Here is a 17,667-nt window from a genome sequence, read left to right on the forward strand (position 1 = left end):
ACGTCAGGGGAAATTCACATGCACCGCCTGCAACGCCTGCGGGTTGATCTGCGGGTTTGCGCGACGGGTCACATCCGCGCGGTAGATATCAAAGAGATCCTGTGCCAGAGCCTGTTCGGCCTGTTGTGCCAGCTGCATCCGCAGGGCGGCGGAGTCATCGTTCTCTTCGGGGCCGTCGATGGCATCCAGACGCACGACGACGATGGCGCCATCGTCTTCAAGGACCTCGACATCGCCGGTCGTCATGTCAAAGACGGCTGACATGAAGTCGGGCGGTGTGCCTCCCACGAAATCGCTGCGCAGCAGGTTCTCTTCCCGCACCGCGTCAAATCCGAGTTCCGCGAAGGTCGTCCCCGATTGCAGTTGCGGTAACTGGCTTTCGGTTTGAGCCACAAGCCGGTGCTGAACCTGACCTGCCTGCCATTGCGCACGCACGTCTTCGCGCACCTGCTCAAAGGGTGCCGGGCGGGGCGGCAACACGGCATCAAGTCGCATCGCAAAAAGACCACCATCATCCAGCTGATCGATTTCCGGGAAGTCTTCGACCGTCACGGCACTGGCCGCACGCCGGAAGGCTTCGTAGGCGGCAATGCCCTCTGTGGTCTCGAAACTCCAGTCGATCCGGTCGAGCACCATATCGGTGTCCGTCGCCAGCTCTTCCAGAGTGGCGCCCCCGGCAAGCAGGTCATCCAGATTTTCGGCCTGCGCTTCGACTAGGCGGCGGGCACGGTCGGCGGAAAGTTCCGGGCGCAGGATCGCCTGAGCGTCTTCAAAAGAGGTAAACTGCGCCGGCAACACCGCGTTGACCCGGAAAAGGGCGGGGCCGAGGCTGCTGGGCAAGGGACCAACCACCGCGCCGACCTCGGCTGCAAATACGGCCTCGCCCGCCGCGTCCAGATCGGCCTGGGTGACATCCCCCAGATCAATATCCGCCAGCGTCAGGCCACGCTCTTGCACCAGTGTGTCAAACGCGGTGCCCACCTGCAGCGCGGCGGCCGCCTGATTTGCAGAGTCCTCATCGATATACGCCAGCCGTTCCACGAGCCGCCGTTCCGGCTGATTGAATTCCGCCTCCCGCAGATCATAGGCCTCCCGCAGATCCTCCTCTGCAATCTCCACCTGATCGATCATCGCATCGGGGCTGAGCAGCGCGTAGGTGATCTGCTTGGTTTCCGGCAGGGTAAAGGCGTCGATGTTCTCGTCGTAGTAGGCCCGCAGCGTTGCATCATCGGGGGTGTCGATGGCTTCCGTCAGGCTGGTGTCGTCCAGTCGGGTCCATGTGAAGCTGCGGCGTTCACCGACATAGTTGATCAGCGTGTCCACATAGGCATCGGGCATCACCACGCCACTGACGATCGCCCCCTGCAGGAGCGTGCGCGACACTTCTTCACGCAGCTGGGTTTCGAACTGCGCTTCGGACATACCGTTTTGTTCCAGCGCAAAACGATAGCCTTCGCGGTCGAATTCACCATCGATGCCACGAAAGGCGGAAATCTCCAGAATGCGGTCGCGCAGGTTCGTGTCGCCAATCGACAGGCCGATCTGCGCCGCTTCGTGATCCAGTGCGCGCGTCGCGACCAGCCGTTGCAGAACCGCCTGGTCCAGCCCGATCTGCTGCGCCTGGGCAAATGGCAGAGCTTGCCCTGTCTGCTGTTCGACCGCGCGGATTTCCTGCTGAAGCTGACGCCCGTAGTTGTCGACAGAGACCGGCATATCACCGACCGAGCCGATCGTGCGGATCGTACCAGAGAGATTGGTGGCGCCAAAACCCCCAAGGCCCAGGATCAACAGACCCAGCAGGATCCAGACGGCGGTTTTCGAGATGCTCATGCCCTTGGCCATAACTACCCTTCGTGCGCTGCACGTTTGTCCTTTGTTGGCGCTCTGTCTATGCGCAGCAGAGGTGGGGAGCAAGGGGTGTCACAGCGGCTCATGCACCTGTGAGCCGCTCAAAGAGCGCGGCAATGCCGCGGGCGTCAAGATTGGCAAATGCAATACGCAGCTGACTTCGGCCGCTTGCGTCGTCTTCGGGGCAGAACATCGTGCCGGGCAGGCACAGAATGCCCTGGTCCCGCACCAGCTTCGGGGCCAGTTCTGCAGAACTGATGTCAAAGGGGTGTGCCATATAGGCGAAATAGGCACCCAGCCCCAGCAGTTCCCACCCCCGATCGGCAAGCTCGGGAAATCCTGTGGTAATGGCGGCGCGGCGGGCAAGGATTTCCGCCCGTTCCCCGGCCAGCCATTGCTGAAGGTTCTGCATCCCCCAAAGCGCCGCATGCTGTCCGATCTGCCCAGGGCAGATGGCAACGGTGTCGAGAAACTTCTCCACCTCCGCCAGCCGCGCGGATGCTGCCACCATCGCCCCGACGCGATGTCCCGTCAGGCGGTATGCCTTGGAAAAGGAATACAGATGGATCAGCGTGTCATCCCACTGCGCCTCCTCGAAGAGATCATGCGGTGCGCCGCTCTGACTGTGAAAATCGCGGTAGGTCTCATCCACGATCAGCGCGATGCCCTTCCTGCGCGCAAGATCAAAGAAGGCGCGGACGAGCCCCGAAGGATACTCAACACCAGCCGGGTTGTTGGGGGTGACCAGCGCGATCGCCCGGGTACGCGGCGTGATGAGCCCTTCCGCGACGTCCGGATCAGGCAAGAGATCGCGGCCGGTCTTCAGCGGTACAGTCGTGACCCCGGACATATCGAGCCACATTTTATGATTGAAATACCATGGGGTTGGCAGGATAACTTCATCCCCGTCGGCGCAGAGCGAGGCAATCGCCGCGGCAAAGGCCTGATTGCAGCCCGAGGTGATGGCCACTTGCCCGGCAACAACCGCGCCGTTGTAATGGGTACGGGTTTGTTCCGCCAATGCCGCGCGCAGGTCAGGCAACCCCAGAACGGGTCCGTAGAGATGCGCATCGTCACGGGTCAGGGCGACATCCGCCATGACCCGCCGCAGGGCATCCGGCGGGGGGTCGACAGGCGCCGCCTGGCTGACATTCATCAGGGGGCGGTCGTCGGGAAAGGTCACGCCATCGAGCCACCGGCGCGCCTCCATGACCGGGGGGGCGAAGGTCGTCGCCGTTCGGGGCAAAGTCATGGTCTCACCTTTCCTCTGTCTGCTGGTCGTTCTGGGGCCGCATCGCGCACCGGGCTGGCTTCTCTGGTTCGGAAATATCCCCGCCGGAGGCTGAAAGTTCTTCTGTCAATCGGTCCCGCGGTAGGGTTCGACGTATTGCAGGGCCATGTCCCAGGGGAAAAAGATCCACGTGTCCTGGCTGACTTCTGTGATGAATGTATCGACCTGCGGGCGGCCCTTCGGTTTTGCGTAAACGGTCGCAAAATGGGCCTTGGGGTAGTTGGCCCGCACCACTTCGAGCGTTTTGCCGCTGTCGACCAGATCGTCGATGATGAGAATGCCGGTCCCGTCCCCCATCAGATCGGGGTCCGGGGCCTTGAGTATCTTGGCCTCGGATTGTTTCTGGTGATCGTAGGACTTGATCGAAATCGTGTCGACGGTGCGGATGTCCAACTCGCGTGCGGCAATCATCGCCGGCGCCATGCCACCGCGCGTGATCGCCACGACCGCGCGCCAGCCGCCGTTATCCGGCCCCTGACCGTCCAGCCGCCACGCCAGCGCGCGGCTGTCACGGTGAATCTGGTCCCAGCTGATGTGAAAGCCTTTCTCGTGGGGCAGGCGGCTTGGATCATTGCTCATGTCAGTTCCTTTCGACAAGCAGACGCAGGCCCAGGGCCCCGAGGAGGGTCGCGGCGATGCGGTCAAATACAGGTTTCGCGCTCAGGTACCCGCGACGTGCGGGGGCGCTGGACAGCAGAACGGCAAACAGACTGTAAAAGCCGATCTCCAGCACAAGGTGGTTGGTGACGATCAGCGCGATTTCCGGTGCCGTCAGACCCTGCGGGAATACCACGAGTATCACCGCGGCGGCGAACAGCATGGATTTCGGGTTGCCGATATTGACCATCAGGCCCGAGGCGAATGCCCGTCCGCCGGGGCGGGCGGTGTCCGGCAGCGGGGACCGGGCCTGCCGCCAGGTTTGTACCGCGATGTAAAGCAGATAGAGCGCCCCGCCGATCTTGAGCACCGTGTAGGCCCAAGGAAAGAGGCGAAACAAGCTTTCCAGCCCCAGCAAAGCGGCCAGTGTCCAGCCTGCCGCGGCAAGGCCAAGGCCCAGCCCGGTGGCGAGCGCCGCCCGGCGGCCCGCGGCCACGCAGGTCTTGATAAAGTAGATCAGCGCGGCACCCGGACTGGCGATTGCCGCCATCAGCACAAGGTTGAAAGCGATCAGGCTCTCGACAGTCACCGATTACTCCCTGCTCATGTCGGGTGCGTCCACCGCCTTCATCCCCACCACGTGGTACCCGGCATCCACATGCAGGTTTTCACCCGTTGTCCCGGAGCCCAGATCAGACAGCAGGAAGAGCGCCGCCTTGCCCACGTCTTCGGTGGTCACATTCCGGCGCAACGGAGAGTTATATTCATTCCATTTCATGATGTAGCGAAAATCGCCGATCCCGGAGGCGGCCAGCGTCTTGATTGGACCTGCGGAGATCGCGTTGACGCGGATGCCGTCCTTGCCGAGGTCTTCCGCCAGATATTGCACCGAGGCTTCAAGCGCCGCCTTCGCAACACCCATCACATTATAATGCGGCATGACTTTTTCAGCGCCGTAATAGGTGAGGGTCAGGCAGGAGCCGCCCTTCGACATCATCTTCTCCGCCCGCTGCACCACCGCAGTAAAGGAATACACCGAAATATCCATCGACAGCGCGAAGTTACCGCGGCTTGTGTCCACGTAACGGCCGCGCAGTTCGTTCTTGTCCGAGAACCCGATGGCGTGCACCACGAAATCCAGCGTGTCCCAATGCTCCTTCAGGTTGTCGAAAAGCGCATCCAGCGAGGCCTCGTCACCCACGTCGCAGGGCAATACGATGTCGCTGCCCAATTGCGCGGCCAGCGGATCCACCCGCTTCTTCAGCGCGTCACCCTGATAGGAGAAAGCAAGCTCTGCACCCGCGTCCGCACAGGCTTTGGCAATGCCCCAGGCGATGGATTTATCGTTGGCCAGGCCCATAATCAGGCCGCGCTTGCCCGCCAGAAGATCATTTCCCATGAAGGTTCCTCAGTTATCGGTTGGAGTTTTTCCCTCTGTGTCCTTTAGGCGATTGCGCGAGGCCCATCAAGGCTGGTTGCTGGCCCGGCACTGCACCCTTGACCTTTGGCGCGGTTCGTCCAATTGCTGGACAGACACAGGAGATGAGGACGATATGGACACCAGAAGCGGAAAATTTGCAGGCGACAACCCGTTTGAAATTGCCGATCGCTGGTTGTCCGAGGCTGAAGAGACCGAGCCGAATGACCCCAACGCCATTGCGCTGAGCACCGTTGACGCCACAGGCATGCCGAATGCCCGCATGGTGCTGCTGAAAGCGATCGAGCCCGATGCCTTTGTGTTCTACACCAACTACGAAAGCGCCAAGGCCGGGGAACTGGATGCCGCGGGCAAGGCGGCCTTCGTGATGCATTGGAAAAGCCTGCGCCGGCAGATCAGGGTGCGCGGCGTCGTCGAGAAAGAGGATGGCGCGAAGGCGGATGCGTATTTTGCGTCCCGGTCACTCAAAAGCAGGCTGGGCGCCTGGGCGTCGCAGCAATCGCGTCCGCTGGCCAGTCGCGCGGCACTGATGGCGGAAGTTGCGAAAGTGACCGCCAAACACGGGACAAACCCGAAACGACCGCCGTTCTGGGGCGGGTTTCGGATCCTTCCGCATGAAATCGAGTTCTGGGCCGACGGTGATTTCAGGCTGCATGACCGGTTTGTCTGGCGACGCGAGGCGCCGGGTGATGCCTGGTCGATCACGCGCCTCAACCCATAGGTGTCAAGGTCGGTATCACACGCCTAGAAATAGTGTTTGTCAGCGCACAATAAATTGTGCGTAGATGAGAGGCGTACCGACATTACAATGATTTACGCGACAGTTTTCCATTTTAGCGGGAAATGTGTCCCAATTCACGACCGCGTGAAGGTTGCGTGATGGGTTTTTGAGTATTACCCGCCATTTTTCGAGCAGAAGTTTTTGTATTTCAACTTGAAACAAGAAAGCCAAATCGCGCAAGACTGTGTTAAAAGAAGTTACTGCGACCGAAAGTAGACTGTGTGAGCGAGACCGAAGAAATATCTTCCCCCGTAACTGGGTTGGTTAAATGGTTTGATCCGGTAAAGGGGTTCGGCTTCGTTGTCTCGGACGCGGGCGGTCCCGATATTCTGTTGCACGTTAACGTTTTGCGCAACTTCGGGCAAAGCTCGGTTGCCGATGGTGCCCGGGTCGAACTGGAAGTGCAGCGCACCGAACGCGGTGTGCAGGCAACGCAGGTTCTGGCCTTGCTGCCGCCCCAGGCGGGTGAGTCGGTGGGGCTGTCGGATATCGCGGCGCTCGATCCGGAAATCGTCGCCTCCGCCCCGCTGGAACCTGCGCGCGTCAAATGGTTCGACAAGGGCAAGGGTTTCGGCTTTGCCAATGTCTTTGGCCGGCGCGACGACATTTTTCTGCACATGGAAGTGCTGCGCCGCTCCGGCCTGTCGGACCTCGCGCCCGGCGAAGCCCTGGCCTTGCGGGTGATCGAGGGCAAGCGCGGCCATATGGCCGCGGAAGTCTTCGCCTGGGAAGCTGCATTGGATTCTTCGGGCTCATGACCCTGCGCGCCGCGCTGTTCGGATGTCTTCTGGCGCAACCCGTCTGGGCGCAGGACTGTCGCGACGATACCGTCTTTCTGAAAGGTGACTGGGGGCAGGCGCGGTTTGCCGTTGAAATCGCGGATGACGCGCGTGAGCGTGCCCAGGGCCTGATGCACCGCGAGAGCCTGCCGAGCGCTGCGGGCATGCTTTTTGTCTATGACCGACCACAGCGGCTGTCGTTCTGGATGCGCAATACGCTGATCGAACTGGATTTGCTGTTCATCGATGCCACGGGCACCGTTCAGCACATTCATCACCGCGCCCGACCGCTGGATGAAACGCCGATCCCCGGGGGCGATAACCTGACCCATGTGCTGGAAATCAACGGTGGTCTGGCCAGGGCGATGGGGATAAGTCCCGGCACCGTCCTGCGGCACCCAACATTTTCGAAAACGGATGCCAAATGGTCCTGTTAGGGGTTTTCAATCCGTTTGACCCCGTCTAAAGAGGCGCAAGTCGGAGCGTGGCGCAGCCTGGTAGCGCACCTGTTTTGGGTACAGGGGGTCGGAGGTTCGAATCCTCTCGCTCCGACCACTTTTCACCACGCATGTCTTGTTCCGGTGGCTCTGCGCGCCATCAGGCCAGCAGCGCCCTTGCTTTCCTGATGCGCACGGCGATCGCCCCCGAGGGGTAGTCCGGCGCAGCAAGCGCAAGCACCCCGAGCGCCTCTTCGCGGTATTCCGGAAACTGATCCGCAAGGAGCGCCAGCGCGAAATAGGCCCAGGCAATCACGAGCTTGTTGCTGTCAGCGAGGGACTTGAGCACGAAGGCCTTCACATCCGACCGAAGGGTTCGGGGGACGGCGATGGCCGGCATCGTCTGCAGCACATGCAGTTTGGCTTCCCAATGCACCAGCCTGCCGACCCCTCGATAAAACGCATGGCGGTCGTCGTCGGAAAATGATGCCCCGCCTTTCTCGCAGTGATGCTTGATCAGCCAGGTCGCACCGCGTTCGCACTCTTCACGGCGGCTGCACCGGATCAAGGCGGGCAAAAAATCCTCCTGATGTTGGTAGCGCTGGTAGATATCGGCGATGTCGGTCGCTGACGTCTGGTCCCAAGGCTCCAGCGCCATCGCCAGATCGGACGAAGATGCGGACATTGGCATGCTCCCGTGTTTTAAGGGCTGGCTGTGAACCCCATAAAAACGTGCGCGCAGGCTCCCGTAAAGGAATCATGCGGGGCCAAGGGGTATCGCGGCTTTGGATTTCGGCACTATCGTGCATTTATCCCCTTGCGCGTCTGACACTACATCTTGTGGAGATTTGCTCAGGATAGCCGTGACCTCACCATATCTGGGGAGGTCAAAATTGTCGGCCCGGCCCAAATCGACACAAAACTGTAACACTCCGTGAGTAGGGATGATGAATCAGCCGTCGCAGCAAAACCAGCGCTTTGGTTGAGCGCCTCCCCATGCGCCTCTGTGGATAAATTCATGTGCTGCATCAGATAGAGCAGCTAAATCAGCCAATCTATTCACTTATTGATGGATCGGCTGAAAGCCGGGGTTCAGGCACGGTCTGGGGATATTAACCGCGTGTTAATAAGTTGAATCACGACACCGTGAGCGCTGACTAAAATTCGCCATCCGTCAAGTCGGTAAACTTCAAAAAAATTACAAAAATTTCGTTGACCCAATAGGGGTGAATACGTCAGTTTGTGGAGGCCGACGATGGTGCCACAACATGTAGTGGTTAAACGCTCAGGGGCGCATCGACGGGACAGGGGCAATCAGACGATCTGAATTATCGATCTGGACAAGACCGGCGGCGCCGCAATGCGAGGCGCAGCACAGAGGTCTGCATGCTTCTGACCGTGGCAACAGGTTGGAGACGCACCGCAATGACGGCAGCGTTTCTTGAATGAAGATGCTGGAAATGAGGCAGCGAAAATGAAAATTGAACGGAAATTCACAAAAGTAGATCAGGACGCCTACGCAGATCTGGATTTCGTCACTACGGCATCTGAAATTCGTAATCCCGACGGCACTGTCGTGTTCCGCCTTGATGAGGTGGAGGTTCCCAACGCGTGGAGCCAGGTCGCCAGCGACGTGATTGCGCAGAAATACTTCCGCAAGGCGGGCGTGCCGTCGAAGACCAAGAAGGTCAAAGAGAAAGGTGTGCCGGAATTCCTGTGGCGCTCGGTACCTGCCGAGGGCGCGGAAATGGGCGGCGAGACCTCCTCCAAGCAGGTCTTTGATCGGTTGGCCGGTGCCTGGGCCTACTGGGGCTGGAAGGGCGGCTATTTCTCCACCGAGGAGGACGCCCGCGCCTATTTCGACGAGATGCGTCACATGCTGGCCAGCCAGCGCGCCGCGCCAAACAGCCCGCAGTGGTTCAACACTGGTCTGCACTGGGCATATGGCATCGATGGACCGGCGCAGGGTCACCACTATGTCGACTACAAGACCGGCAAGCTGACCAAATCAAAATCATCCTACGAACACCCGCAGCCCCATGCCTGCTTTATCCAGTCAGTCTCAGACGACCTCGTAAACGACGGCGGCATCATGGATCTGTGGGTTCGGGAAGCCCGTTTGTTCAAGTACGGCTCTGGTACAGGCACCAACTTCTCCTCGCTGCGCGCAGCCGGGGAAAGCCTATCGGGCGGTGGCCGTTCTTCCGGACTCATGGGCTTCCTGAAAATTGGCGACCGGGCGGCGGGGGCGATCAAATCGGGCGGCACCACGCGCCGCGCGGCCAAGATGGTGATCGTCGATGCTGATCACCCGGACATTGAGGATTTCATCAACTGGAAGGTCATCGAAGAGCAGAAAGTGGCGAGCATCGTCGCAGGCTCCAAGATGCACGAGCAGAAGCTCAACGGTCTTTTCGAAGCCATCAGGACATGGGACGGGGCAGAAGCCGACGCCTACGATCCGGCCAAGAATGACGCGCTGAAAACCGCGATCCGTGCTGCGAAAAAAGTCTCTATCCCCGAGACTTACGTCAAGCGTGTGCTGGATTATGCCAAGCAGGGGCATACCTCGATCGAGTTCCCGACCTACGATACCGACTGGGACTCTGAGGCCTACAACTCCGTCTCCGGCCAGAACTCCAACAACTCCATCCGCGTCACCAACGCTTTCCTCACCGCGGTCGAAAAAGATGCGGACTGGGAGCTGATCAACCGCGTCGATGGCAAGGTCACCAAGACCGTGAAGGCCCGTGATTTGTGGGAGCAGATTGGCCACGCGGCCTGGGCCTGCGCCGATCCGGGCATCCAGTACCACGACACGGTGAACGACTGGCACACCTGTCCCGAAGACGGGGCGATCCGCGGCTCCAACCCGTGCTCGGAGTACATGTTCCTTGATGACACGGCGTGCAACCTGGCGTCGATGAACCTGCTGACCTTCCTCAAGGAGGGCACCTTCCAGGTCGAAGATTACATCCACGCTGCCCGTCTCTGGACCGTGACGCTGGAAATCTCTGTTATGATGGCGCAGTTCCCCTCCAAGGAGATCGCGCAACGCTCCTACGACTTCCGCACCCTCGGCCTGGGTTATGCCAACATCGGCGGCCTGTTGATGAACATGGGGTACAGCTATGACAGCACGGAAGGTCGTGCCCTGTGCGGGGCGCTGACCGCGATCATGACCGGTGTGTCCTACGCCACCTCTGCCGAGATGGCGGGCGAGCTTGGGGCCTTCCCGGGCTACGTCAAGAACAGCGCGCACATGCTGCGGGTCATTCGCAATCACCGCATGGCGGCGCAGGGCAAAACTGACGGGTACGAAGCGCTGGCAGTCAAGCCGGTTGCGCTGGACCACGCAGGCTGCCCGGATCCCAAGCTGATCGAGGTCGCGATTTCCGCCTGGGACGAGGCGTTGGCGCTTGGCGAAAAGCACGGTTACCGCAATGCGCAGGTCTCTGTGATCGCGCCGACCGGGACAATCGGTCTGGTGATGGATTGCGACACCACGGGGATTGAACCGGATTTTGCTCTGGTCAAGTTCAAGAAGCTCGCCGGCGGCGGGTATTTCAAGATCATCAACCAGTCGGTGCCGGCCGCGCTTGAGAAGCTCGGCTACGGCTCGGCCCAGATCGAGGAGATCGTCTCCTACGCCGTGGGTCACGGTACCATCGGCAATGCGCCGGGCATCAACCACACCTCGCTCGCGGGCCACGGCTTTGGCGCCAATGAGCTGGCGAAAGTGGATGCGGCGCTGGCCTCGGCCTTCGACATCCGGTTCGTCTTCAACCAGTGGACACTGGGAGAGGAGTTCTGCACGCAAGTCCTTGGCATTCCTGCCGAAAAGCTGAACGATCCAACGTTTGACCTGCTGCGGCACCTTGGGTTCACCAAGGCGGATATCGACGCGGCGAATGACCACGTCTGCGGTACCATGACGCTGGAAGGCGCGCCCTTCCTGAAAGATGAGCATCTGAGCATCTTCGATTGCGCCAACCCCTGCGGCAAGAAAGGCAAGCGCTTCCTGTCGGTCAACAGCCACATCACCATGATGGCGGCGGCACAAAGCTTCATCTCGGGCGCGATCTCCAAGACCATCAATATGCCCAACGATGCGACCATCGAGGATTGCCAGAAAGCCTATGAACTCAGCTGGTCGCTGGGGGTGAAGGCCAACGCGCTCTACCGCGATGGCTCCAAGCTTTCGCAACCTCTCGCGGCTGCGCTGGTCGAGGATGACGACGACGCGCAGGAGGTGCTCGAAAGCGGCTCGGCGCAGGAGAAAGCCACCGTGCTCGCCGAGAAGATCGTCGAGAAGGTGATCGTCAAGGAAATTGTCAAGTCGCACCGCGAGAAGATGCCGCAGCGGCGCAAGGGCTACACCCAAAAGGCCATCGTCGGCGGCCACAAGGTCTATCTGCGCACCGGCGAATATGAAGACGGCAATCTGGGTGAAATTTTCATCGACATGCACAAGGAAGGGGCTGGTTTCCGGGCGATGATGAACAACTTCGCCATCGCGGTCTCGGTCGGTCTGCAATACGGCGTGCCGCTGGAGGAGTTCGTCGATGCCTTCACCTTCACCAAATTCGAGCCCGCGGGCATGGTGCAGGGCAATGAGACGATCAAGAACGCGACTTCGATCCTCGATTACGTGTTCCGGGAACTGGCGGTCAGCTACCTCGACCGCACCGATCTGGCGCATGTGCAGCCCGAGGGTCACACCTTCGACGATCTGGGCCGGGGTGAGGAAGAGGGGGTGAGCAATGTCTCGGAACTCTCTGAAACCGCTGCCACAAAATCGCTTGAGGTGCTGAAACAGATCAGCTCCACCGGGTACCTGCGCAAACGCCTGCCACAGGAACTGGTGGTGCTGCAGGGCGGCCAGCAGGGCTTTGCGGAACAGGCGGTCGCCTTCGACGGGCTCGCCCCGGTTGCCGAAGGCAGCGTTGCGGTCGCCATGGCGACAACGGCGGTCGCCAGCGGATCGGTCAGCATGGACGCCCGCACAAAGGCCAAAATGCAGGGCTACGAGGGCGAGGCCTGCGGCGAATGCGGCAACTACACGCTGGTGCGCAACGGCACCTGCATGAAATGCAACACCTGCGGCGGAACGTCCGGGTGTAGCTAAGCCAAACGCGTCCCTGGGGACGTGTAGGGGTCACGGTCTCCCGAGCAGACCGGACCCCGACGAACAGGGTGGGAACGGTGCTTTGTTCCTTCCCACCTTTACAGGGGGCGGGTGCGCTCGCCCTTGACGACGTTCAGGCCGCAGGCAGAAAAATACCGAGCGGTTAACATACAGAGCCTGAACGGCGAAACTTGGCGGAGAGCTTCGGCTCTCCGTTTTTTCTTTCCGGCGTGCTGCGCCGTGCCAGTCAGTTCCCCGCTCAGAACAGTTCCGACACCGGGGCGCGTTGCGCAATACCCATCGCTGTGCGCAGCTTGGAGCGGGCGCGGGCGAGGCGTGACATGACGGTGCCCACCGGCAGCCCGGTGCGTTCTGCGATCACCGCCGGGCTCGTCTCGCCCGCGGCGATCATGTGGATCAGCTGAGACTGCGTCTCGGGCAGTTTTTCGACCGCCGCCGCCAGTTCAGCACAGGCGATGCGGGCGGGGGCGACAGGCGGTACGGCGGCGCTGGCTTCTTCCAGCGGGTCGGTCGGTCGGTCCGAACGCCAGCGCTGTCGCGCCTGATTGCGCAGGATGGTCATCGCATAGCGGTCCAGGTCGTCAATGTCGGTCCCTTTTTGCAGGGTTTGCCAAAGCTTGAGCGTCGTTTCCTGGACAAGGTCGTCGGCATCGCTGGCGTTGTCGGCCAGCCGGCGCGCCCGTGTGATCAGGCGGGGCAGCAAGGCGTTCAACGACGGCGGGATATCATGCAGATGTTCCATGTGAAGCTCCTTTGTGAGGCATGTACTCAACATGGCATGTCTTTCGCGCGCTACCAGATGGGGGCTTTTTGCCGATGGCGCGCGGAGGGTCTTTTTCGGCGACCCGTCGCCACCCTTCCGGGCATGGATCGGCGGGGATTGGCGCGCAGCGGCGGCCGTTACCCGGGAAGCGGACGGAAGTCGACATTCCTGCATCTGACAGGGTGAGGCGCAGAGCAGCGCCTTGAACACGAAAGTTCAAACCTAATAATGGGAGTACCCAAATGAAAATGATCACCAAACCAACCATCGCCCTGATTGCAGTTCTGTCGGCCTCTGCCGCGATGGCGCAACTCGCGGCGGATGCGAATGGCGATGGCGTTCTGACAATCGACGAGGTGCAGGCTGTCTATCCGGACATCACGGCAGAGACTTTCAGCACAATGGATCTGAACGCGGATGGCGCACTGGACGAAGCCGAAGTGCAATCCGCGCAAGAAGCTGGCCTGATGCCGGCCTGACACGCAGCAGGCCTGACAGCGCCTGATCACGCATAAGATTACAGGCGTACAGGCCCGGGCCCGGCTCCTCCCCCAGGAGCCGGGTTCCTTTTTTGCCAAAGGGTTACGCGGGGAGGTGAATGTTGAACCGGGCGCGCAGCTGCGCATCGAGCTGGGGGTCAAACCGCGCGGCGGATCGTTGCGCGAGGATCTCCTCTTTGCGCGCCGTCGCCTTTGCGATGAGGTCGGGTTTGCCCAGCTCGTCCCATTCCTTGGGCGACGTGCGGTCTCCGTATGTCGGATAGACGTGATCCGCCTGCATCCGGCCCAGCGTTTGCTCGGTGCCAAGATAGTGACCCGGCCCGCCGATGCAGACCTCGCGTATCTGCTCCAGCGCCAGCGTTTCGTCCGTCACTTCGATCCCCCGCACGCAGCGCAGTGCCTGACCGATCAGATCGTCCCCGAGGATCAGCGACTCGTGACAGAAACCCAGCAGCGACGCGTGCATCCCCGCCGCCTCATAGACCATATTCAGCCCGGACAGCCCGGCCATGACGTTGGAGCACATCTGCTCCCACCCGGCCTGCATGTCCGGCAGCTTGGAATCCGCAATGCCCGCCGCCGCGCCGCCGGGCAGATCGTAATACTTGTGCATCTGGGCGCAGCCGGAGGTCAGCAGGGCCTGTTCGCCGGACCCGCCGGTCATCGCGCCGGTCCGCAGGTCCAGCCCGAATGGCCATGTGCCGAAGACGGCCGGGTGGCCGGGTTTGACCGCGTTGACGTAGACAAGACCGGCGAGGCATTCGGCACATGCCTGAACAATCGCGCCCGCGATGGTCGACGGTGCCGTGGCCCCGGCCATACCTGCCGACAGCAGCAGAACCGGAATACCGGCCGCAATGCAGGCCTCCATCACCTGACAGGATTCCGTGGCGAATTTCATTGGCGGGACAACGAAGCAATTGGTATTGCTGATGAAAGGGCGTTCGCGCCACTTGTCTTCGCCCCCCGCGATCATATGCAGCATCTCGACCGCATGCGGGACGAATTGCGGGTCGGTGAAGGACACCCCGACATGCTTTGTCGTGCCGGAGCAACACGCGTAAATCGAATTGAGGTCCATCTCCAGATTGTCCGTGATGTCCCGGCATACCATCGGTCGCTGAACAAAATGGATGTTGTCGAGCACGTCGGCAATGCGGGCGGCATCATGCAGGTCCTGCACGCCGCATTCGCGGTAATTCCGGCCCTCTGCCTCGACAAGATGCACCGCTGCCCCCGCCGTGCCGTAATGCACGCGATGGCCCGACAGGTGCAGGTCATGGGCCGGGTCGCGGCCCATCAGCGTGACAGACCGGTTGGCCCGGGCAATGGTGTCTTCGACCAAAGCGCGCGGGAACCGGATACGCCCGTCCCCGCCCAGCACGGCACCGGCACCGGTCAGCAGCGCGATGCCGGAGGGCGGAGCGTCGGCAAGGCCGATCTGCTCAAGGGCGTCGAGCGCTGCCGCATGAATGTTGTCCATGTCGGCGGCCGTCAGCGGGCGGTATTGCCCGCCTGACAATCCGGGCCGTACAGGGCGGAGGTGGGCGGCGAGGGGTGCTGCCCGGGCAGCACGTCGGGCGGAGCGGCCGCCGCTGCGTGATTGGGTTTTCTGTGTCATCGAAGGGTCCTGGAAAGAAGAGTGGCAGAGATCGCGGCTAGGGGGCGACAGGACGTCCTCGGGCCGCGCGGCCACGCTCCGCACCGATTGTGCGGATCACGATATTTATCTTGCTCAGATCACCTTGCATGCGGGCTTCCTCTCCTGACGTCAGCCTGCGGCGAAGCCGTCAGACCGGTCAAGCCTGTTTGCGACGCATGGTCGTTTTCCGACAATTCCACTGCGGCGTAGGAACGCAGCGGGTTTTCGCCCAGAATTAGGGGCGGATTCTGGACGTTTTAGCCCGTTTCCGCCGGTTCACTTTTCCTTGATGGCCGCAGTATTGAACCCTTTGCCGCATTCACCAGTTTACACGGTGAGGGTGCCGATGGTGGTGCCTGTCAAACGAGGTAAGGATATGAAAATGAAAAATATTCTGTGTGCAGCAGCAGCGATTTCCGCCACGGCGATAATGACGACATCCGCATTCGCGGGATCCCTCGACGCGCCGGTCGCGGCACCGGTTCCTGCCGCGCCGCCCCCGGCACCGATCTACACCGGTGGCGACTGGACAGGGTTTTACGCCGGTGCGCAGGTCGGTAATCTGGATGTCGATGGTCAAGGCGGTCTCGCCGGTGTCGGCGGTGACGACACGACGTTTGGTGTGCATGCAGGCTACAACTACGATTTCGGCAGCTGGGTGATTGGCGGTGAACTGGATTACGACGATGCCAGCGTCGATCTGGAAAATGCCGGTGGTCCGATTGGTCAATCCGTCGATTCCGTCTGGCGCGCCAAGCTCAAGGGTGGCTATGATTTTGGCAACACGCTGGTATACGCGACCGCGGGCCTCGCCGATGTGGACACCACAGTGGGCGGTGACACCGGTGACTTCTACGGCATCGGCGTGGCCTACAAGGCAACCCAGCAGTTCATCGTCAGCGGAGAATACCTGACCCACAGCTTCAACGATCTTGGTGGAACACCCGGCCTCGATGCAGATGCCGATACATTCACCATTCGTGCGTCCTGGCAGTTCTGACGCACCCGATAGCCCGTGAACCCCGGGGGTATCCGCCGCCGGGGTTGCGCAGTCAGGCGGCGGCGCGCATCTCCGCATGATTGCACAGCGTTTGCAGGGCCGTCTCGAAGGCGCTGTCCTCAATTGTCATCGCAACGCGAATGTGACCCGCGGCGGAACTGCCGAAGCTTTCGCCGGGCATGACCGCGATATGATGCGTGTCCAGCAGGTCGTAGGCAAAGGCCTCACCCGTCATGCCGGTCCCGCGGATATCGAGCATCAGGTACATCGCCCCCTGAGACGGGACCAGTCCAACGGTGTTCTGGCCCGCCAGAACCCGCGTCGCCAGGGCACGCCGACGTTTGAACGGTTCGGCAATCTCAGCCTCAAAATCCCAGCCTTGACCAAGCGCGAAACCGGCGGCGTCCTGGATGAAGCCGGGCACGCCATAGGTGGTATGCGTCGCCAGCGTGATCAGGTCGGCGATGGCCTCCTCCGGGCCCACGATCCACCCGCAGCGCGACCCGGTCATCGCATGCGATTTCGACATGGAGCCGACAACGAAGGTCCGGTCCGCCATCCCCGGCAGGGCGCGGGGGGACAGGTGGCGTCCCTCCCAGACCTGCGTTTCATAGACCTCGTCGGAAATCAGCCACAGATCGTTTTCCCGGCAGATTGTGGCGATCATGTCCAGCGTGCCGTCCGAATAGACAACGCCCGTGGGATTGTTCGGCGAGTTGATCAGCAAAGAGCGCGCCTCGCCGGCGTGGGCCTTTAGGGCGTCTGCGCGCGGTTGAAACGCATCCTCGGCGCGGGTGAGGATCGCTTGCGGGACAGCGCCCACACCCCGCAGCGTGCCGGGGTAGGTCGCGTAATAAGGATCGATGTAAAGCGCCGTGTCACCGGGGTCGCAGGCCGCCATATGAGCGGCGAAAAGGGCAGCCTGACCGCCGGGCGTGATCAGGACGTTGTCCAGCGTTGTCGGCACGCCCGTGCGCTCTTCAACCCGCGCGGCGACAGTTCGGCGCAGGCTGTCGGTGCCGGGCACCGCTGCATATCCGGTGTGCCCGTCCATCGCCGAGGCGTGCATGTCCCGAAGGATGGGCGCCGCGGTCCGGATGTCATGCTCGCCGATCGTCAGCTCGGTCACCGGTGTCCCCTCGGCGATCATGCGCCGCGCTTTCAAAAAGACGTCCCACCCATCCGAACCGCCCCCTGTCAGGCCGGTAATCCGTGTCGAAAGCTGCATGGCCGTCTCCCTTGTCGCCTTGGCGCAGGGGCGCAGAGGATGTGCGATTCGTCAATCAGCCTTGACCGGTCCCGCGCCGCCGCGCTAGAGAAGGGCCATGACCGAGACCAAGCTCATTTGCTGTATTATTTGCTGATCGCACCCTGCGGGCGGTTTTAGGTCGTTTTCATCCTGAACTCAGATTGCTATGCCCGCGCTACACCCGCGCAAGGAC

At 61.3% G+C, this 17,667-nt stretch carries 15 protein-coding genes and 1 tRNA gene; 7 read left to right on the forward strand and 9 right to left on the reverse strand.

Annotated features, from left to right (window positions below; translation table 11 throughout):
• Positions 1-3: 3 nt before the first annotated feature.
• The 5 genes from KX928_RS09445 to fabI all read right to left on the reverse strand — a co-directional run bounded on the left by KX928_RS09445 (position 4) and on the right by fabI (position 5,135).
• On the reverse strand, positions 4-1,830 hold the full coding sequence (locus KX928_RS09445; protein ID WP_257883647.1) for a peptidyl-prolyl cis-trans isomerase: 1,827 nt from the start codon (positions 1,828-1,830) through the stop codon (positions 4-6).
• Between the two features lie 100 nt (positions 1,831-1,930).
• A complete protein-coding gene (locus KX928_RS09450; protein ID WP_219501387.1) occupies positions 1,931-3,100 on the reverse strand; it encodes an aminotransferase in 1,170 nt (389 codons plus the stop codon).
• Between the two features lie 105 nt (positions 3,101-3,205).
• Positions 3,206-3,718 (reverse strand): xanthine phosphoribosyltransferase, encoded by a 513-nt coding sequence (gpt, locus tag KX928_RS09455; RefSeq protein ID WP_219501389.1) that lies wholly within the window; start codon positions 3,716-3,718, stop codon positions 3,206-3,208.
• A 1-nt stretch (position 3,719) separates the two neighbouring features.
• Positions 3,720-4,325: a LysE family translocator gene (locus KX928_RS09460; RefSeq protein WP_308342276.1), complete on the reverse strand. Its 606-nt coding sequence runs from the start codon at positions 4,323-4,325 to the stop codon at positions 3,720-3,722.
• A gap of 3 nt (positions 4,326-4,328) precedes the next feature.
• Positions 4,329-5,135 carry an enoyl-ACP reductase FabI gene (gene fabI, locus KX928_RS09465; protein WP_219501391.1) on the reverse strand — a complete coding sequence of 269 codons (807 nt, stop codon included), beginning with the start codon at positions 5,133-5,135 and terminating at the stop codon, positions 4,329-4,331.
• A 154-nt stretch (positions 5,136-5,289) separates the two neighbouring features.
• Between fabI and pdxH the strand changes: the two genes are divergently transcribed.
• The 4 genes from pdxH to KX928_RS09485 all read left to right on the forward strand — a co-directional run bounded on the left by pdxH (position 5,290) and on the right by KX928_RS09485 (position 7,289).
• Positions 5,290-5,895, forward strand: a complete 606-nt coding sequence (gene pdxH, locus KX928_RS09470; RefSeq protein ID WP_219501393.1) for a pyridoxamine 5'-phosphate oxidase — start codon at positions 5,290-5,292, stop codon at positions 5,893-5,895.
• A gap of 281 nt (positions 5,896-6,176) precedes the next feature.
• Complete coding sequence (locus KX928_RS09475) at positions 6,177-6,713, forward strand: cold-shock protein (RefSeq protein WP_219501396.1); 537 nt, start codon at positions 6,177-6,179, stop codon at positions 6,711-6,713.
• On the forward strand, positions 6,710-7,171 hold the full coding sequence (locus KX928_RS09480; protein WP_219501398.1) for a DUF192 domain-containing protein: 462 nt from the start codon (positions 6,710-6,712) through the stop codon (positions 7,169-7,171). The genes KX928_RS09475 and KX928_RS09480 overlap by 4 nt, the downstream gene beginning before the upstream one ends.
• A gap of 41 nt (positions 7,172-7,212) precedes the next feature.
• Positions 7,213-7,289, forward strand: a tRNA-Pro gene (locus tag KX928_RS09485).
• 42 nt (positions 7,290-7,331) lie between these two features.
• Here KX928_RS09485 and KX928_RS09490 read toward each other — a convergent pair.
• The gene (locus tag KX928_RS09490; RefSeq protein ID WP_219501399.1) at positions 7,332-7,856 is read right to left on the reverse strand and encodes a hypothetical protein; all 525 of its coding nucleotides are present in this window, start codon (positions 7,854-7,856) and stop codon (positions 7,332-7,334) included.
• A gap of 789 nt (positions 7,857-8,645) precedes the next feature.
• Here KX928_RS09490 and KX928_RS09495 point away from each other — a divergent pair.
• The gene (locus tag KX928_RS09495; protein ID WP_219501401.1) at positions 8,646-12,299 is read left to right on the forward strand and encodes a vitamin B12-dependent ribonucleotide reductase; all 3,654 of its coding nucleotides are present in this window, start codon (positions 8,646-8,648) and stop codon (positions 12,297-12,299) included.
• Positions 12,300-12,558: 259 nt separating this feature from the next.
• On the opposite strand, the gene KX928_RS09500 is transcribed toward KX928_RS09495, so the two are convergent.
• Complete coding sequence (locus KX928_RS09500; protein WP_219501402.1) at positions 12,559-13,062, reverse strand: RNA polymerase sigma factor; 504 nt, start codon at positions 13,060-13,062, stop codon at positions 12,559-12,561.
• Positions 13,063-13,325: 263 nt separating this feature from the next.
• Here KX928_RS09500 and KX928_RS09505 point away from each other — a divergent pair, with 263 nt between their 5' ends.
• A complete protein-coding gene (locus KX928_RS09505) occupies positions 13,326-13,562 on the forward strand; it encodes an EF-hand domain-containing protein (protein WP_219501403.1) in 237 nt (78 codons plus the stop codon).
• 103 nt (positions 13,563-13,665) lie between these two features.
• Here the strand turns inward: KX928_RS09505 and KX928_RS09510 are convergent, their stop codons facing one another.
• Entirely contained in the window at positions 13,666-15,204 is a 1,539-nt protein-coding gene (locus tag KX928_RS09510) for a trimethylamine methyltransferase family protein (RefSeq protein ID WP_219501404.1), read from the reverse strand.
• 403 nt (positions 15,205-15,607) lie between these two features.
• On the opposite strand from KX928_RS09510, the gene KX928_RS09515 reads away from it, so the two are divergent.
• Positions 15,608-16,225, forward strand: a complete 618-nt coding sequence (locus tag KX928_RS09515) for an outer membrane protein (RefSeq protein ID WP_219501405.1) — start codon at positions 15,608-15,610, stop codon at positions 16,223-16,225.
• 52 nt (positions 16,226-16,277) lie between these two features.
• Here KX928_RS09515 and KX928_RS09520 read toward each other — a convergent pair whose 3' ends face one another.
• On the reverse strand, positions 16,278-17,453 hold the full coding sequence (locus tag KX928_RS09520; RefSeq protein ID WP_219501406.1) for a pyridoxal phosphate-dependent aminotransferase: 1,176 nt from the start codon (positions 17,451-17,453) through the stop codon (positions 16,278-16,280).
• Between the last annotated feature and the right edge of the window lie 214 nt (positions 17,454-17,667).

Source organism: Roseobacter insulae, from assembly GCF_019375555.1.
GTDB lineage: Bacteria > Pseudomonadota > Alphaproteobacteria > Rhodobacterales > Rhodobacteraceae > Roseobacter > Roseobacter insulae.

Excerpts from the sequence above, each read along its gene's own strand:
- KX928_RS09495 (WP_219501401.1), top strand. The coding sequence starts at position 8,646 with ATGAAAATTGAACGGAAATTCACAAAAGTAGATCAGGACGCCTACGCA.
- KX928_RS09490 (WP_219501399.1), bottom strand. The coding sequence starts at position 7,856 with ATGTCCGCATCTTCGTCCGATCTGGCGATGGCGCTGGAGCCTTGGGAC.
- KX928_RS09505 (WP_219501403.1), top strand. The coding sequence starts at position 13,326 with ATGAAAATGATCACCAAACCAACCATCGCCCTGATTGCAGTTCTGTCG.
- KX928_RS09515 (WP_219501405.1), top strand. The coding sequence starts at position 15,608 with ATGAAAAATATTCTGTGTGCAGCAGCAGCGATTTCCGCCACGGCGATA.
- KX928_RS09450 (WP_219501387.1), bottom strand. The coding sequence starts at position 3,100 with ATGACTTTGCCCCGAACGGCGACGACCTTCGCCCCCCCGGTCATGGAG.
- fabI (WP_219501391.1), bottom strand. The coding sequence starts at position 5,135 with ATGGGAAATGATCTTCTGGCGGGCAAGCGCGGCCTGATTATGGGCCTG.
- KX928_RS09480 (WP_219501398.1), top strand. The coding sequence starts at position 6,710 with ATGACCCTGCGCGCCGCGCTGTTCGGATGTCTTCTGGCGCAACCCGTC.
- KX928_RS09500 (WP_219501402.1), bottom strand. The coding sequence starts at position 13,062 with ATGGAACATCTGCATGATATCCCGCCGTCGTTGAACGCCTTGCTGCCC.
- pdxH (WP_219501393.1), top strand. The coding sequence starts at position 5,290 with ATGGACACCAGAAGCGGAAAATTTGCAGGCGACAACCCGTTTGAAATT.
- KX928_RS09520 (WP_219501406.1), bottom strand. The coding sequence starts at position 17,453 with ATGCAGCTTTCGACACGGATTACCGGCCTGACAGGGGGCGGTTCGGAT.
- gpt (WP_219501389.1), bottom strand. The coding sequence starts at position 3,718 with ATGAGCAATGATCCAAGCCGCCTGCCCCACGAGAAAGGCTTTCACATC.
- KX928_RS09445 (WP_257883647.1), bottom strand. The coding sequence starts at position 1,830 with ATGAGCATCTCGAAAACCGCCGTCTGGATCCTGCTGGGTCTGTTGATC.
- KX928_RS09510 (WP_219501404.1), bottom strand. The coding sequence starts at position 15,204 with ATGACACAGAAAACCCAATCACGCAGCGGCGGCCGCTCCGCCCGACGT.